Source organism: Pseudoruminococcus sp., from assembly GCF_047012705.1.
GTDB lineage: Bacteria > Bacillota > Clostridia > Oscillospirales > Acutalibacteraceae > Pseudoruminococcus.
Genome location: NZ_JBKXNW010000004.1, coordinates 1 through 16,993, shown reverse-complemented (window position 1 = coordinate 16,993; position 16,993 = coordinate 1). Strand labels below are relative to the sequence as shown.

Sequence of the window (16,993 nt, the reverse complement as noted above, 5' to 3'; positions counted from 1 at the left end):
AGGTTTTGGAACTGATACTAGAAAAAGAATTAGACCATCAACAGAAAGCAGTTGATGCCATAATTTCTGCCCTTGATGGAATTACAATGATAAAGCCTCATCTCGCTTATGAGAATCCTACATTTGATAGAAAAGAGCTGCGTCTTATTCATAACTTGATTGAAGTTCAAAAGAATATCCGTGCAGACTATAGAGGTTGTCGTGATGATGGAGATTACCTTAATCTTGATATTAAGATGGAAACAGGAACAGGAAAAACCTATGTATACACTCAAACCATCTATGAGATGCATAAAAAGTTTGGCTTTAACAAGTTTATTATTGCTGTACCATCTCTTCCTATCAAAGCAGGCACATCACAGTTTATTGATGACAGTTATGTAAAGCATCATTTTTCTGATGCGTGTGGATATAACTGTGATATTGAATTAGGTGTATTAGAAAGTCCGAAGAAAAAGAAAAAAGGCTTTTTAGCTATGCCTCCTGCTGTCCGTGATTTTGTAACTGGCTCATGTCAGAATTCAAACAAGATTTATGTATTACTTGTTAATATGCAGTTGTTAACAAATGGTAATATGCTTACACGATCAGATTACGATTATTTAGTTGAGGGATTTTACAGACCCTTTGATGCATTAAAGGCAACAAAGCCGGTTGTAATTATTGATGAACCACATAGATTTTCTCGTGACCAGAAGGCATATAAAGCTATTGTTGAGGAATTATGTCCACAGATGATTATTCGTTATGGAGCAACCTTCCCTGATACAACTGTTGGTAAAGGAAGAAACAAAGTAACTTTCAAGGATTTTAATAACCTTGTGTATGAGTTGAATGCTTGTGATTCATTTAATCTAAACTTGATTAAAGGTATCGCAAAGGAACATTTTGAACCTTTATCGAAAAAGGAAGAAAAGGTTAAGTTGTTGTCCGTTGCGTCAAAAACTTCTGCTACATTCCAATTCAAGAAACGTGGAGAAGAAACAAAAACATATACTCTTACGTCAGGTGATTCGTTATCTGTTATTGATTCATCCTTTGAAGGACTGACAATAAGTGCTATTGGTAAAAATTACATTGAACTTGTAAACGGACAAGTGAAATTTCAAGGTGAAGAATTTAATACAGACATCTATTCATCATCTTACCAAGAGCAAATGTTGAAATTAGCAATTCAGCGACATTTTGAAACAGAGCGTCAGAATTTTTCTGGCAGACAATTCAAAATTAAAACTCTAGCATTATTTTTCATAGATGACATTACATCTTATCGTGATTCTGATGACGGAAAAGAAGCATATTTAAAAGTGATGTTTGAAAAACTTCTACTTGAAAAAATCGAAGAATTATTGCGAACACTTCCAGATAGTGAACAGGAATATAAAGATTACCTTGAAGCAAGTAAAGCTGATATCTCTGCTTGCCACGCAGGATATTTCGCACAGGACAACAGTGATTCAGATGAAGCTATTGCAAATGAAGTTGCTGATATTCTTCACAACAAGAAAGGACTTATTTCCCTCCGTAAAGAAGATGGTTCATTCAATACAAGAAGATTCTTGTTCTCTAAATGGACACTTAAAGAAGGCTGGGACAATCCTAACGTATTTACAATTGCGAAATTGCGTTCCAGTGGAAGTGATAATAGCAAACTACAAGAAGTAGGTCGTGGACTTCGTCTGCCTGTTGATGAAAATGGTAATAGAATTTCTAACGAAGAATTCAAACTTAACTATATTGTGGATTTTACAGAAGCAGATTTTGCTCAAAGAGTTGTTGATGAAATAAATGGTGAATTGCCAGAGACACATACGATTACAGATGACATTCTTAAAATTGTAGCTGAAAAGCGTGGTGTAGATCCTAACGCTCTGTTCTTTGAATTGGGAGCAAAGGGTTATATTAATATGAATCGTGAAATTATCGCAGACAAGAGAGATACTTTCTTTGCTGATTATCCTGAATTCGCTACAGGTGTGGACAGTAACAAGGTTACTGATGTCAACAAGAATAAGAAAGAAGAAATCCATGTAAGAAAAGCAGTTTACTCTGAACTAAAGGAGTTATGGGAACGTATCAATCACAAATATTATTTGTTTTATGATGTAGACTTGTCTGATGAAATACCACAGGCGCTTCATGACATTTTGAGAAAGTCCGGAATTTTCGGTAATGTCACTTTGTATAGCCATAGAGATCAGGTTGCAACAGAAGGAAACGCTATGATTGTAAGAGAGGATTCTGGTGTATCATATTCCATAAAACGCCCTATCCCTTACAATGAATTCTTAAAGAGAATCAGCCAACAGACAAGCATTCCTATTAGAGAACTCCACAAAGCTATGTGTGAGTTTTCTAAGGAAAAAGATATTCCAGATGAATACATCAATGAATATTCTGTTGCTAATATTGTTTCAGCTTTTACTGATTGGCATATAGAAAAAATGCAAACTCGATTTAAGTATAAACGTTCTGCACAACCTGTGACTGAAACAGCCTTAACTTATAAAGACGGTTCGCCTAGAGATGTTATCAAACAGGGAAATGTAGGTACTAAATTTGCTGAAGGTACACCTTCTGATAAATATTTATATGACAAGATTGTGTTTGATTCACCTCTTGAAAAAGCAAATATTATGACCGATATAGACGAAGTTGTAGTATACGGAAAAATACCAAAATCAAGTGTTGCAATCCCTACGATAGTTGGTGAAAACTATAGTCCAGACTTTATGTATGTTGTAAAGCATAAGGACGGAACTAAGGAATTGAATATTGTTGTCGAAACAAAACTGGTAGAAAATAAATCCACACTTCGTGGAATTGAAGACGCTAAGATAAAATGTGCTGAAGCTTTCTTCAAGCAGCTCACTATTGATGGATATACTGTTTCATTCCATACACAGTTAAGCAATAAGAAAGTTAAGCAGATTATCGATGATGTAATAGCGGGGTAATTAGTAATATAAATGTTATATACATATAGTAGGAGGTGTCTTTTGTGAATAAAAGTGAAATCAAAAATTTAATTTTACTTAAACAAGAAGGCTCCTATTGGGATTTTAAGCGAGAATGGTATTCTCAAGACAAAAAATCAGATTTACTTCATGATATTATTTGCATGGCAAATAATCTATCTAATAGAGATGCTTATATTATTATTGGTGTTGATGAGGAAAATGATTATTCATTTTCCTCAGTAAAAAATGATCCAAACAGAAGAAATACACAACAATTGGTCGATTTTATGAGAGAAAAGCGTTTTGCTGGTGGTGTCAGACCGATTGTCAGTGTCGAAAGTATTGGCTTTGGCAAAATTGAAATAGATGTAATTGTTATACATAACAGTGATGCAACGCCATTTTACTTGACTGAAAACTTTCAATCTGTCATGCCTAATAACATCTATACACGAGTAATGGACTCTAATACGCCAAAGAATAAATCTGCGGATTTATCACATATTGAGATACTGTGGAAAAAACGTTTCGGCTTACTTTCACCACCATTGGAAAGAATGATGATATATCTGAAAAGACCTGATTTGTGGGATTCTTCTCCGAGTAGTTATGAAGAAAAAATGTATTACAGATTTTCACCTGAATTCACAATAGAAACAGTAATGGATGATAGCAAAAATGGATATCAATATTACTTATTTAATCAAACCGATATTCGTCCTAGATGGTATGATATCAATTTATATTATCACCAAACAATGCTTGCTTCATTAGAAGGACTATCTCTTGATGGAGGACGCTATTTTACGCCTTCACCAAGAACAGACGGTGTATCATTAACACAATATCATCATTGGGATATTGCGTTTAAGTATTATATTAAAAACTCTATTGAATATATTGTCCATGAGTTTTACTATCATCCAGATGGTGACGATGAGACGATTGCGCATGATAGGTTTATGGAATGCATTCTTGTGTTTGAAACTGATTGTGAAAAAGAAAATTTCAAAGAATATCTCAAACTTAATTGGAAAAACAAACAAAGCTATACTGACAACATATGGATGCCATATTTCGAAAAAATCGAGAGTTACAATATGGATGTAATTAAGGAAGAATATTTGAATTCTCAGATATTACAGAAAATGCTTATTGAATTTCGAAATGAATAACAATAAAAATTCAAAGAAAGAACTTAAGGAGGGCTGTTATTGAAAAACACAGATGATAAAACAGAAATTATATTAGCACAATGGCAAACGTGTGTTGAAATGGCTAATTCAGTTAGTCAACGAAGAGATACAATGAATAATATTTTTGTAACATTAAATTTAGCTATTATCGCAGCTGTCTCAATCACTTGGGATCTAAAATCATTATTTATTCTTGCTGCAGGAATAGTTGTTTGTATTATATGGATATTATTCATTCGAAACTATAAGTTGCTCAACACGGAGAAGTTTAATGTTATTAACGACATTGAAAAAAAGTTACCCGTTAAACCATTCAATGATGAATGGAAAAAATTAAAAAGCAATAAAAAATACAGAGATAGTACTAAATTAGAAAATACACTACCAATAATGTTTATTGTTTTATATGTGATTGCAATTGCTGCTATTGTTGCTATCAAATGTTATACACAAGGAGGAACACCATGACTTACAATTTATTTATCAGCCACTCATGGGCATATGGAGATGCATACGATAAATTAACGGATATGCTTAGAGCTAAGCCATATTTTGATTATCGTGACTATTCTGTTCCAAAGAATGATCCAATTCACAATGCCCCATATACATATCAACTCAAAGAAGCTATTAGAAAACAAATGCAACCTGCCAGTTGCGTCTTAATCATGGCAGGTGTCTATTCAACTTACAGTAAATGGATAAACATTGAAATAGAACTTGCAAAGAACATGAATAAAAAAATAATAGCAATCGAACCATGGGGTTCTGAAAGAACATCGACTGTTGTTAAAACTGCGGCAGATAGAATTGTTAAATGGAATACCGACTCTATAGTTAGTGCGATTAGAGGGTATTGATATCTCACATACCATTTTGGTACTTGAGTATAAGAAAACGACCACACAGGAGCATTTCTACTCTTGTATGGTCGTTATTTCTTTTGCCACCGCTTGAAGACGTCACTCAAAAACTGTTTTTTCTTACAATCCCTAAGTGAAGGCTTCTTTTAGCGATGCTTTTTTCATTTATCTTGTAAGAAGCTTATCTAAGGGTTTATTTAAAAACTTCAAATAAAATTTAACTACAATACCTGTTAAAAGTGCAGCTACTATCGTTCCTTCTCGCGTTCCCTCAATTTTCATATTAAAAAATACCAAAGAAAGAATTACTGCTGTAACTACACATGAAACATCAAAAAACACTTTAAGATTTCCGAAATTCTTATGTAAGGAATCTGCAAGAGCCTTTACAAAAGCTTCACCAGAGTTCATAACTACATTTGCTATAACTGATAAAGAAATGCCAAAACCCAAAACAAGAGTTCCAATAATTACAAAGATTATGCGTATTATATAGCCATCTATCTCAAAAAGTGACATAAGCCACATTCCAAAATCTGTGAAATAACCAAATAACAACGAAAGTGGAATCTGCAAAAGTTGAATAAGCTGAAACTTTCTTTTCATAAGTAGAATTTGTCCAAGAATCAAAACGCAATTCCAGATAATAAGCCAATTACCTAAGGTCAAAAAACTAAACTGCATACTAAGAGCATTTGCGACTGATGATATAGGGGATACACCCAATTCACCTTTTTTAGTAATTGCTACACCTAAAGCTGATATAAACAGACTTATCACAAAAAGTAAATATCTTCTTGTTAATTCTTTCTTGCTCATTTTTGCTTCTTTAACTTCTTTCATACAATCAGACCTTCTATAAAATTATCATATAAAAACATAAAGTTATTATGTTTTTTTAAATCGCAGAAAAAAGCCCGTTACCGAAGTAACGGACTTTTTGAACTTGGCGCGCCAGGAGGGACTCGAACCCCCGACCTTTTGGTTCGTAGCCAAACACTCTATCCAGCTGAGCTACTGGCGCACTTACGGTCCTTGCTGAACCGCTCATTTATAATAGCACAACTGAAATGAAATGTCAAGCATAAATTTCGATATTTGTAAAAAAATTGCAGATTTTTAAAAATCAAAGTACATCAAGATACTTTGCAATGAAGCGTTGAAAATAATTCAAGCTATTTATAGTTGAATTATAAATTTCTTGAGAATATCTGAGAACAAGTGAAAGTTCTTCAGAAGTTATAGCCTTTCCGCTAAATTTAGCCCTTTCCGCTATCGGATAAACATCATTACAGAAAATCTCATACCATTTTTTCTTTTCCGGTGAGATTTCTTCTTTCTCGATGAGCTTTTTGATATTATCATACGTTGAAATATCCTCATCAATATTTATCTTATATAGCAATAGCTTAACTATATATGAATAAATCTCAAGCAAAGCCTTATTCTTATCTTTATTGCTAAACCTTGATTTTCTCTTTTTAATTCGTATAAATCTATTTATCCAAAGCGTAGCAAATACTATCACAACACACATCGGAATAAACAGTATATACAATATAACCGAGGTGGAATTTGAGTTATTTTTAGTTTCTGTAGGAGTTTGTGAAGATGAATATTCTGCATTACTTTCATTGCTACTTTCCGCAAGGCTTTCTGCAGGGCTTTCTGAACTGCTTTCTGCAAAATCGCTACTTTCAGAACTACTTTCCACACTGCTTTCCGTACTACTTTCTATACTGCTCTCATTATTATTGAATGCACTAGACGGAGTAAACTCTAAAGCTTTCCAGCCTGTACCTGAATAGTAAACTTCTACCCAAGCATGTGCGTCCGAATCAAGCATTTCAATAGAACCTATACTTGAAAGCTTTGATGTGTCGAACTTAAATCCTTCTGCATATCTTGCCGGTATTCCTGCCGCACGAAGTAATAGAACTGCTGATGACGCAAAATGCCTACAATAACCTTTTTTATTTTTTGTTAAGAAATATTCAACGAAATCTTCTCCATCAGGAGTTTTTCCTGGTGAAAGGGTATACTTATATTCATCTGAACCTACTAAAAGATTCATAACATCAATTATTGTATTATCCATAGAGCTTGTATTGATGTTTTTATCTTTTATAAATTTTTGAAGAAAACTTTTTGTATTTTCAGGAAGCTGTGTGTAATTTTCGTTAACAAACTTGTCGTAATCTATCAACATATTAAGATAATTAAAATCATTCCTATCTATACTACCAGAATTATATAATTCAGAAACAAGAGTTCGTGTATCTGCATCTGAGTCTATATATTTATTTCTTGAATTGTATTCGTCAAGATTGATTTTTTCGTTTGCCGGATATACATTTCCATTTTCATCTATGAAGGTAATTTCACCAGTTTCGCTATCTACTTTTAGTGTTCCATCTTCAACAGTTATTTTGTCTAAATAATCATTTAATGCAGCCATTCTGTCTAAATAATCATCTAATGAATGATAGCTATTAAGCTTATACATCATTTGAACTAAATCATCAAGAGAAAAATTCATAAAGCTTGTTGATGAATATGCACTATAAGAATATTTATCAATACCTCGTTCCTCATTTTTTGCTGTTATATAACCGTCATCAATATATGAAATTTCATCTTTTGGTTCTATATCAACTAGATTATATGGAGTATAAATCAGTCTTGGATTTCCTCCGTTACACCATTCTGCTATAACAGAAAATGTAGTTGAATTTCCTGAAAGTCCAAATATTCTATTTACATTATTAAAAATTTGCTGTGTACTGTTATCGCCAATAATATTTTTAACTTCTGCTGACTTGTTTTTTGGAAGCAATCCCCAGCCACTTTCACTATAAACGCTTCCGACATAGCTCTTTATATATTCATCGTGAGGTATATCTTCTTTCCTCAATTCTGCACCATTGGTAAGTGTAAGTCTTAAAACAGGTTTATTTTTAAAGCTTATATCTCCAACATCACTAAAGTTAATAGAGCTTGTATCCCCACCAAACTTTGAATTAAGATAGCGTGAAATTTCCGTGCTATCAAAGCCGTTTACTAAACTTGACCTGACAGCGTTGAGAAATTCTGAACGGTGAAATGCTGATTGCGGAAAAGCTAATGAAATAATAAGCATTAATGATAGAAGTATCGGTAATGCCACAAATGCAATAGGTTGTGCAGCGGCAGGCGATGAAATATGATAACCACGAAATCCTCGCTTGAAAATTTTAATTCCACTAATAGTAGGTGAAAGAAAGAGCGACATTCCATAAAAAGCAAATAAAAGCACTATTGCAATATACGAAGGTGTGAGCGGTACTAATACAGGAGTAATTATAAATGGCAAGGTTACGAATGCTGCAAGAAATAGATTTCTTCTTTTAATTATTGCCCAAGATTCAAGAAAGATAAATATATACATTAAAAATAGCAGAAAAATTGTAGAATCAAATGTATAATTTGAACCTTTTATTATATCATTCCAACCTATCGGAAATGATACACCTGAACCTTTCTCTCGAAATTGCTCTAAAACAAATTTTATGCCTATAAGAAAGCCTCGATATATTGCTTTCTGAAATATAAGATAAAATAACACTCCAAAGACTGCTCCGCCTATAACAAACCATATATTTTTTCGTTTCATAAGATAGATTGCTGTAAACGCTGCAGAAAAAATAATGAAAAAGAAAACAATTACTGGCACTGATATAGGAATTGAAAATGATGAATAAAGACAGCCAAGTGACGAGCCTACACCCAACATAAGAAACAACAAATAAAATATTGCTGTTTGAAATAAATTAGGTTCAGAGGCTGAAAGTTTTAATTCTTCTAAAACTATTGGATTTTGTTTCTTTTTTAAAGTTGTATTTTTCATAATTTATAAAAACTCACCTTTATGCTATGCATTAAAAACATATGATTTCACCGGAAGACTTCTAAGCTCCTTTAGAGGCTGATTTTGCATATCGCATATCTCATAAACAGTTGTTGAAACAGAATTTGAAAGTTCATATAAAGCTGCTATTGAATCTTTACTGATTTTAGAACCCATATATATAACTGAAGAATATTTGCCGAAATCCTCTGAAATATTATAATTATATATAAGACCGGAACAACAACCTGAACTTTCGAGCATAACTGTAAAAAAGCTTTGAATGTCGAAATCATTTTCAGAATATTCATTTATATTTTTATTATTAGAATTAAACCATTTAACAACAGGCTTTATCTCGTTATCTTTTAAATTTTGAAGCACTCCATATAAAACTTCAAGTGTTGTTTCAGAAAGTCTTATGCTATCTGAAAAATCCACAAGAATTAAGACCTTACTTACTATCGGTTCTCCAAAATCTTTTATAATAATAGTATCGTGCTTTTCGGAAAGCCATCTGTGTATTCTTCTTATTCTGTCACCTTCACGATATTCTCTTATATCAAAAATTTCTGATGGGTCATCGCCTGAAACACGCTTTGAATACTCCAGGCTTTCGTCCTCTATTCCGCTTTGAAATTCATTCTCTATTGTATTAACACGAGCATCCGGCAATATCGCTACACGACAGAAAATTGAATTAATATCTGACTTTTTCTTTATAGAAAACAACATTAAAAAATCATATATCTTAATCTCATCTATCTCACATAAAAGAGAACCACAGCTTTTAGAGCTGAAAAGCATATCTATACTTTGTGGATAATATGTAGGTGAAATATAAATGTAATCTTTACTTTCTTCACCTGTAAAAGTATTAGTTGTTTTAAATCTTATTGCAATTTTTCCTGAAAGAAATTGATGCTTAGTATAGCTTGTAAGGCGAATGACAGCCTTCTCGTCTTTGAGATATGCCTGCTTATTTGATGAAAGATTTAAAACTATCTGCTTTCTTAAAAAGAACATAATTATAAATGATATAACAGGCATACATAAAACTAATAACAAAAAGAATACTGCAAGATAGCCATCAAAAAATATTAAAAATATTATTGCGGCAAAAAACAGTAAAAAATACATAATTCTATTAAAGAGCATAGTGAGCCACCTTTATGAAAGTCTTGGGGCTGGAACCCTCTTTATTACATCTTCAAGTGCTGTATGTGCAGATATACCACTTACACCTGCACGAGAATTTATCAAAATTCTATGCTCAAAAACATCAAAGAATACATTTTGAACATCTTCCGGAACAACATATTCTCTGCGTGAAACCCATGCTGCTGCTCTGCTCATTCTTGCAAGAGCTATTGAAGCTCTTGGACTTGCTCCCATCTTTATCATCTGGCTGTTTCTTGTAGCCGCAGCAAGCCTTGCAATATATTCGTATACTTCATCTGAAATATAAATATTTTCAACAGACTTCTGCATTTCTATAATATCGTTTTTATCAGCAACTTTCTCAACATTATCAAGTGGATTGTTTCCTTGTTTTTGCTTAAGAATACGAACTTCGTCATTGACGCTTGGATAACCGATAGAAAGCTTTATAATAAATCTATCCATCTGAGATTCCGGCAAAAGCTGTGTTCCTGTTGAACCGATAGGATTCTGAGTTGCAATAACCGTATAGGGTCTCGGAATAATATGCGTTACTCCATCAACGGTAATACTACCCTCCTCCATCGCTTCAAGCAAGGCACTCTGCGTTTTTGAGCTTGTACGGTTGATTTCATCAGCAAGAAAAAGATTGCATAATGCCGCACCGGGTTTATATTCTGTTCCTCCTGTTTCTCTATTTATAATAGTATATCCGACAACATCTCCCGGAAGAATCTCAGGCGTAAACTGTAAACGCTTATATGATAAATCGAGCGCTTTTGAAAATGCTAAAACCATAGTGGTTTTGCCAACACCCGGACAATCTTCAAGGAGTATATGTCCTTGTGCAAGAATAGCCATAAGAATTTTTGCAATAATATCATCTTTTCCTACAACTGCTTTGCGAACTTCATTTATAATAGCGACTGCTTTGTTATACATCTAAATCATTCCAATCTAATAATTTTTAATTTATTATTTTTAATTATGGATTGATTATAACATTTTATAATATAATTCTTCAAGTATATTATAGATTTTTTTAAAATTTGTAAAAAATTAATATCACTTATATTATTTTAGCAAAAAGTAACACAATAAATAAAAGCTTTTGAAGTAATTCTTTTAAAAAATTCAGACATATTTCTATAAAACCCGTCAATATTCTGAAAGTTATGTTGACAAATATATTTAATTTGATAGAATGAATCTTATAAGACAACTAAAAGGGAGGTTGCTTATATATGAAAAATAACAAGCGTTATCATTATAACTACGGAAATAATAGACAGTATTCTTATTTAGGAGTAAGGAATACATATACGGCTAACAACAGAAGCAGAAAAAAGAAAAATCATATATGGATTATTGCTTTAGTTTCTATATTATTTGTTCTTGCTGCCTGTGTGGCGGCATTTTTTATAATGGGAGGTATGTCAATTTTTAACGGAGGTCTTTATGATTCAAATATAAAATCTACATTTTTAGATAAATCTAAGATTGAACATATGTCATATAACGGTGAAAAATATGAATCAAAATATGTTAGCACAGAAGATTATCTTATAAATTATCCCGCAACAAAAATTGACAACATTGATAAAGAAATAAATGATAGGGTATCGTATCTTTCAAAATGTGCTGAGGCATCTTCAGCAAGATTTACTGCGATTGATTATATTACAGAAACGGCAGATGACAAATATCTTTCACTTGTATTTACAGCTAAGGAGTATGATGATAATAAAAAACTGATTTCAGATTATGTTTCTACAATGATGTTTGAACTTGATTCTAATAAGCTTCTTGACGATGAGCAGGTATTTAAAAATAGTTTTTATAATTTTGCTTCTGAATATGTAAGAACTTATTTTAATAATAACATTGATACAAAGAAAAAAACATCAGATGAAACATTTTTATCTGCTACAACCGCTGATAAAATTCATTTCGGAGAATACTCGATAAATGATAATAAGTGTACTCTTTATATGAATCAGAAAGAACTATTCGGTTCGGGAAGCACAATATATGAAATTCCGATAGCTCTTTCTGAGCTTGATGGATATTTAGAAATTTCTCTTGAAAATGCGAAAAATACTATCAAAAAAGCATCTACTATTCGTGATAACTTAGACCCTAATAAGCCTATGGTTGCACTAACTTTTGATGACGGTCCTCATGCTGAAAATACAGAAATTATTCTTGATGTTCTGAAAAAGTATAATTCAAGGGCAACATTTTTCGTTGTAGGCTATAATGCGGAAGCAAATACTGATGTTCTTAAAAAGATTTCAGACGCCGGCTGTCAGATTGGTAATCATACCAAAGACCACTCTAATCTCACAGAACTTACAGATGATGAAATAAAAGAAGAAGCTGATTATGTCGATAAGATAGTTAAAAATGCAACAGGAAGTCCGACGACAGCACTCAGACCTCCTTATGGTGCATATAGTGAAAAGGTTCAACAGATTCTTAACAAAACGCCATTGATTTTCTGGAGTGTTGATACAGAAGATTGGGCGAATTTGGATAAGGATAAAACAACTAAAGCTGTTATGAATCAAGTTTCTGATGGAAGTATTGTTCTTATGCATGATATACATAGTTCAACAGCAGAGGCTATGAAGGAAATAGTCCCTAAGTTAATAGCGGAAGGCTATCAGCTTGTAACTGTTGAGGAACTTCTTTATTATAAGGAATTAAATATAAAAGGTGGAGAAACATATCCTTGGTAAGTATATTATTGTGTTATTATTTACAGAGAAATATCGAAAGTTTATGAATTTAAAATATTATATTGTTATTTATTGAACTATTTTTCTTTTAGGTAATTATTTTGGGATTTTTAGGTAGTATAATCAAGCATAAGCATTTTATAGGTTAAAAACTCTCAAATATTTTCTGAGTTTGTTAAGTGAGGGTGATTTTATGAAAAATGTAGTGCAAAAAATAGGTATTTGGGGCGATTCTTTACTTAAAGGCGTTATCTTCGATGAGGTTACCGGAAAATATCGTGCAACTAAAAAATGTGCGGTAAATCTTTTCTCAAGAGTTTTTAGTACAGTAGATATTAAAAATAATTCCCGCTTTGGTTGTACCGCTCCAAAAGCAGAAGCTAATCTTGAAAAATCCTTACAAAAAGGATTTTCAGCAGACGCAGTGCTTTTGGAATTTGGCGGAAATGACTGCGATTTTAACTGGGCGGAGGTTTCTGCAAATCCTGAGATAGAACATCAGCCTAACACACCACTTCCTGAATTTGTGGATTCTATGAAAAATATGGTTGATGAACTTACCAAGCATAATATAAAGCCTATTCTGTCTAATCTTCCTCCGATAAGCTCTGATATGTATTTTGACTGGATAAGCCATATGGACGGAGTAGATGGTGATAAGGTCTTATACTGGCTTAAAGATAAGACTATAATCTATCGTCAGCAGGAAATCTATTCACACGCAATAGAAAAGCTCGCTTATGAATATAATCTTCCGCTTATAGATATAAGAGAGCCTTTCCTTAAAATTCGTGATTATAAAAGCTATCTGTGTGTTGACGGCATACATCTTAATGAAAAAGGTCAGGCTATTATGTGCAGTACCTTTAAAAATTATGCCGCAGCTATGTGATTAAAGAAAGGTATATTTTATGAGATTCAGAGTAGGTCATGGTTATGATGTACATAAACTCGCTGAGGGCAGAAAACTTATTATTGGCGGCGTTGAAATTCCACATTCAAAGGGCCTTTTAGGTCATTCTGATGCTGATGTTCTTGCTCACGCAATATGTGACGCACTGCTTGGTGCAGCTGCTCTCGGAGATATAGGAAAGCATTTTCCGGATAATGATGACAAATATAAGGGTGCAGACAGCTTAATTTTACTTGAAAAGGTTTGCGAGCTTATACGAAACAAAGGTTATGAAATTTCAAATGTGGATTCTACTATTCTTGCACAAGCACCAAAACTTAGACCTTACATAGATGAAATGAGAGGTAAGCTTGCAAAAGCTATGAAACTTAATATTGATGAAGTAAGTGTAAAAGCTACAACTGAAGAAAAGCTTGGTTTCACAGGCAGAGAAGAAGGAATAGCCGCACACGCAGTAGTTCTGCTTAGCGCAGAATAATAAAAAATTTCTATTAGTTATATAATCAGAAAACCGACCACCATTTATTAGACATAAAATCTAACAAATGGTGGTCGGTTTATTTACAATATGGGTTTGATAACAATTATTAACTTATAATAATTTTAAAGAAATTTATCAGCTAATCGGTAGCTACTTTAATTGTGCTATTGATACGAAAATCGGCATTGTTATCATAGAAAGTAAGGTTGAGAGAGTTACAAGCTTTACAGAAAGTTCTGTATCACAATCAAATTTCGCAGAAAACATTGTTGTTATCGAAGCGGTCGGTGCTGAAACTGAAATAACAAGACTTGTAAGCATATCTCCTCTTACACCGCAAAGATATAAAACTGTCATCGCAACCGCAGGAATAGCTATAATACGCAGAAAAACAGAAACATAAGCCATTTTGTCAGTAAAAGCAGATTTCAGGCTACCCTTTGAGAGATAATAACCTATTACAAGCATAGGTAACGGAGTATTCAAGTCAGCAAGATAGCTAAGCGGTTTATATATAATGTCGTGAACTGGTATAGACCATAGGAAAATTATCATTCCAACAAAAACACATATAATACTTGGATTAATAATGATTTTCTTTACGGAAATTCCCTTTCCCCTACCTTGCATAAGCGTTACACCATAACTCCAAGCTATGAGATTAAACATTGCAACAAAGGTAGCGCCATAAAGTACGCCGTCATTTCCTATAATCTGTTGTTGAAGCGGAATTGACATAAACGAACAATTAGAAAAAATTGTTCCAAATCTCAAAACCCTTTTTCTACCCTCGTCTTTACTTCTGAAAACAAGCGTTGCAACAGCTATCGAAAATGCGTGTACAGCAATGGCAGATACCGCAACAATCAAAATTCCAATCATCATATCCGGGTCAAATTCTCGTATAAATGAACGAACAATAACGCAAGGTGCTATTATGTAAAGCAAAATATCAGTAATTTTCTTTACTGAATGTTCATCGAGCATTTTTCCTTTTCCACAGAAAAAACCTACCGCAATCAATATAAACAAGGTCAGAACCTGAAGCCCTACCGTCAAAAAGCTTTCCAACATAATTTCATTATCCCCTAACAGCGATTAAAGCCTTTGCTTAAAATCTTCATATCCAAACTTTTTCCACAGTTCAAAATCACCATTTTCGTGAGAAATCGCAATAGAAGGAAGCGGCATACCGTTAAAGGTGTTATTCTTAACCATAGTATAGATAGCCATATCGCAAAAAAGAAGTCTATCGCCTATTTTCAACGGCTCATCAAAGGAATAATCACTTACAATATCTCCCGCAAGACAGGTAGGTGCGGCAAGACGATAAGTATATTTTTTCTCTCCTGCCTTTCCTGCTCCAATTATTTCAGGGCGGTATGGCATCTCAAGAACATCAGGCATATGGCAAGCTGCAGATGCGTCTATAATCGCAATATCCATTCCGTTATTAACAATATCAAGCACCGTTGTAAGTAAATATCCTGCGTTGAGTGCCACAGCCTCGCCAGGCTCAAGATATACAGTAACATCATATTTATTCTGTATATAATCAATACACTTTATAAGGGTTTCTATATCGTAATCGGGACGAGTTATGTGATGTCCGCCACCAAAATTTACCCATTTCATTTGCTTGAGATACTTTCCGAATTTTTCCTCAAAATGTGGAATTGTGCGATTAAGAGCATCTGAATTTTGCTCGCACATAGTATGGAAATGTAACCCGGAAATGCCGTCAAGCTCACTTTCATCGAAGTTTGCAAGAGTTATGCCCATACGGGAATTTTTTGCACAAGGATTATAAATTTCCGTTTCAATTTCAGAATATTCAGGATTAACACGCAGGCCAAATTCTATTTCAGGGTGTTGCTTTGCAATAGCTTTAAAATGCTTCCACTGAGAGAATGAATTCAGCACAATATGATTGCAATATTTCAGAAGTTCGTTAAAATCACTATCTGAAAAAGCCGGTGCGAAAACATGTACTTCCTTGCCCATTTCCTCAAAGCCAAGCCTTGCCTCATAGATACCACTTGCAGTTGTACCGTCAAGATATTTAGAAATAAGCGGATATAATTTATACATAGAAAAAGCCTTTTGTGCAAGCAGAATCTTACAGCTTGTACGCTTGCGAACTGATTCAAGTATTTTGAGATTTTTAATCAATGCACCCTCATCAACAATATAGCAAGGTGACGGAGTATTAGGAAATTCTAATTTTTTCATCATCAACACCCTTTCATAACATAACAAAACTTAATCAACATAAACTCAGCGGTGAACCGTAACTAACAAAATTACCACTTAGCAAACTAACTATCCTAAGAAAATTAAAAGTTTCGCTCGAGGCGGCGAGCCGCCGCTCCCAAAACGCGGAATCGCTCGGCAAGCCTCGCTCGACACTGACAAGGAAAACCAATTGCTGCGACCGATGAAACTACCGATTAGCAAACTAACTATCCTAAAAAATTAAAAGTTTCGCTGCGAGCCTTTGAAAAGGCTCGCAGGGTCGATGGACGGAGTCCCTCGTGGGTTTTAAGGGCAACGCCCTTAACATTCTTTACTCCCAAAGAGGTGGACAAAGTCCACCTCTTAATTTTTTTGTATTAACAACATTAGTCCAATAGGGAACCCCCTGCGAGGGTTCCCTACGAAAAACATTCCAAAGGAATGTTTTTCTACCCTCCTGCGCTTTGTGGAGCATAAAGAGTTTCGCTCTCTGCGGAGAGCGACCAAAGGCTCCGCCTTTGGAAACTGCAAGCTTTTGAAAAAGCTTGAGCAAAACT

The 16,993-nt window shown here is 33.7% G+C and carries 14 protein-coding genes and 1 tRNA gene; 7 read left to right on the top strand and 8 right to left on the bottom strand.

What is annotated here, in order from left to right; genetic code table 11:
• Window positions 1–5 precede the first annotated feature (5 nt).
• Genes ACLU24_RS04795 through ACLU24_RS04780 form a run of 4 tightly spaced genes read left to right on the top strand, consistent with a single transcriptional unit; the run spans window position 6 to window position 5,016 of the window.
• Window positions 6–2,957 (top strand): type III restriction-modification system endonuclease, encoded by a 2,952-nt coding sequence (locus ACLU24_RS04795; protein ID WP_412610708.1) that lies wholly within the window; start codon window positions 6–8, stop codon window positions 2,955–2,957.
• A 44-nt stretch (window positions 2,958–3,001) separates the two neighbouring features.
• Entirely contained in the window at window positions 3,002–4,135 is a 1,134-nt protein-coding gene (locus ACLU24_RS04790; protein WP_412610707.1) for an ATP-binding protein, read from the top strand.
• A gap of 39 nt (window positions 4,136–4,174) precedes the next feature.
• Window positions 4,175–4,624, top strand: a complete 450-nt coding sequence (locus ACLU24_RS04785) for a RipA family octameric membrane protein (RefSeq protein ID WP_412610706.1) — start codon at window positions 4,175–4,177, stop codon at window positions 4,622–4,624.
• On the top strand, window positions 4,621–5,016 hold the full coding sequence (locus tag ACLU24_RS04780; protein ID WP_412610704.1) for a TIR domain-containing protein: 396 nt from the start codon (window positions 4,621–4,623) through the stop codon (window positions 5,014–5,016). Before ACLU24_RS04785 ends, ACLU24_RS04780 begins: the two co-directional genes overlap by 4 nt.
• Before the next feature lie 168 nt (window positions 5,017–5,184).
• On the opposite strand, the gene ACLU24_RS04775 is transcribed toward ACLU24_RS04780, so the two are convergent.
• The 5 genes from ACLU24_RS04775 to ACLU24_RS04755 form a co-directional block, all read right to left on the bottom strand.
• Window positions 5,185–5,862, bottom strand: coding sequence for a YczE/YyaS/YitT family protein (locus ACLU24_RS04775; protein ID WP_412610702.1), 678 nt, complete (start codon window positions 5,860–5,862; stop codon window positions 5,185–5,187).
• A 104-nt stretch (window positions 5,863–5,966) separates the two neighbouring features.
• A tRNA-Arg gene (locus ACLU24_RS04770) sits at window positions 5,967–6,043 on the bottom strand.
• Between the two features lie 102 nt (window positions 6,044–6,145).
• Window positions 6,146–8,905: a transglutaminaseTgpA domain-containing protein gene (locus tag ACLU24_RS04765; protein WP_412610701.1), complete on the bottom strand. Its 2,760-nt coding sequence runs from the start codon at window positions 8,903–8,905 to the stop codon at window positions 6,146–6,148.
• A gap of 24 nt (window positions 8,906–8,929) precedes the next feature.
• Window positions 8,930–10,063 (bottom strand): DUF58 domain-containing protein, encoded by a 1,134-nt coding sequence (locus tag ACLU24_RS04760; RefSeq protein WP_412610700.1) that lies wholly within the window; start codon window positions 10,061–10,063, stop codon window positions 8,930–8,932.
• A 12-nt stretch (window positions 10,064–10,075) separates the two neighbouring features.
• Window positions 10,076–11,008, bottom strand: coding sequence for an AAA family ATPase (locus tag ACLU24_RS04755; protein ID WP_412610698.1), 933 nt, complete (start codon window positions 11,006–11,008; stop codon window positions 10,076–10,078).
• Window positions 11,009–11,310: 302 nt separating this feature from the next.
• Here ACLU24_RS04755 and ACLU24_RS04750 point away from each other — a divergent pair, with 302 nt between their 5' ends.
• From ACLU24_RS04750 to ispF, 3 genes are all read left to right on the top strand, one after another.
• Complete coding sequence (locus ACLU24_RS04750; protein ID WP_412610697.1) at window positions 11,311–12,807, top strand: polysaccharide deacetylase family protein; 1,497 nt, start codon at window positions 11,311–11,313, stop codon at window positions 12,805–12,807.
• A 193-nt stretch (window positions 12,808–13,000) separates the two neighbouring features.
• Window positions 13,001–13,699 carry an SGNH/GDSL hydrolase family protein gene (locus ACLU24_RS04745; protein WP_412610696.1) on the top strand — a complete coding sequence of 233 codons (699 nt, stop codon included), beginning with the start codon at window positions 13,001–13,003 and terminating at the stop codon, window positions 13,697–13,699.
• A gap of 19 nt (window positions 13,700–13,718) precedes the next feature.
• Window positions 13,719–14,198, top strand: coding sequence for a 2-C-methyl-D-erythritol 2,4-cyclodiphosphate synthase (gene ispF / locus ACLU24_RS04740; protein ID WP_412610695.1), 480 nt, complete (start codon window positions 13,719–13,721; stop codon window positions 14,196–14,198).
• Window positions 14,199–14,351: 153 nt separating this feature from the next.
• Here ispF and ACLU24_RS04735 read toward each other — a convergent pair whose 3' ends face one another.
• The 3 genes from ACLU24_RS04735 to ACLU24_RS04725 form a co-directional block, all read right to left on the bottom strand.
• Complete coding sequence (locus tag ACLU24_RS04735) at window positions 14,352–15,275, bottom strand: AEC family transporter (protein WP_412610693.1); 924 nt, start codon at window positions 15,273–15,275, stop codon at window positions 14,352–14,354.
• A 24-nt stretch (window positions 15,276–15,299) separates the two neighbouring features.
• The gene (gene nspC, locus ACLU24_RS04730; RefSeq protein ID WP_412610692.1) at window positions 15,300–16,436 is read right to left on the bottom strand and encodes a carboxynorspermidine decarboxylase; all 1,137 of its coding nucleotides are present in this window, start codon (window positions 16,434–16,436) and stop codon (window positions 15,300–15,302) included.
• A 331-nt stretch (window positions 16,437–16,767) separates the two neighbouring features.
• On the bottom strand, window positions 16,768–16,993 hold a 226-nt coding region (locus ACLU24_RS04725), incomplete at its 5' end, for a hypothetical protein (RefSeq protein WP_412610690.1).

Excerpts from the sequence above, each read along its gene's own strand:
- ACLU24_RS04735 (WP_412610693.1), bottom strand. The coding sequence starts at position 15,275 with ATGTTGGAAAGCTTTTTGACGGTAGGGCTTCAGGTTCTGACCTTGTTT.
- ACLU24_RS04780 (WP_412610704.1), top strand. The coding sequence starts at position 4,621 with ATGACTTACAATTTATTTATCAGCCACTCATGGGCATATGGAGATGCA.
- ACLU24_RS04750 (WP_412610697.1), top strand. The coding sequence starts at position 11,311 with ATGAAAAATAACAAGCGTTATCATTATAACTACGGAAATAATAGACAG.
- ACLU24_RS04765 (WP_412610701.1), bottom strand. The coding sequence starts at position 8,905 with ATGAAAAATACAACTTTAAAAAAGAAACAAAATCCAATAGTTTTAGAA.
- ACLU24_RS04745 (WP_412610696.1), top strand. The coding sequence starts at position 13,001 with ATGAAAAATGTAGTGCAAAAAATAGGTATTTGGGGCGATTCTTTACTT.
- ACLU24_RS04755 (WP_412610698.1), bottom strand. The coding sequence starts at position 11,008 with ATGTATAACAAAGCAGTCGCTATTATAAATGAAGTTCGCAAAGCAGTT.
- ispF (WP_412610695.1), top strand. The coding sequence starts at position 13,719 with ATGAGATTCAGAGTAGGTCATGGTTATGATGTACATAAACTCGCTGAG.
- nspC (WP_412610692.1), bottom strand. The coding sequence starts at position 16,436 with ATGATGAAAAAATTAGAATTTCCTAATACTCCGTCACCTTGCTATATT.
- ACLU24_RS04760 (WP_412610700.1), bottom strand. The coding sequence starts at position 10,063 with ATGCTCTTTAATAGAATTATGTATTTTTTACTGTTTTTTGCCGCAATA.
- ACLU24_RS04775 (WP_412610702.1), bottom strand. The coding sequence starts at position 5,862 with ATGAAAGAAGTTAAAGAAGCAAAAATGAGCAAGAAAGAATTAACAAGA.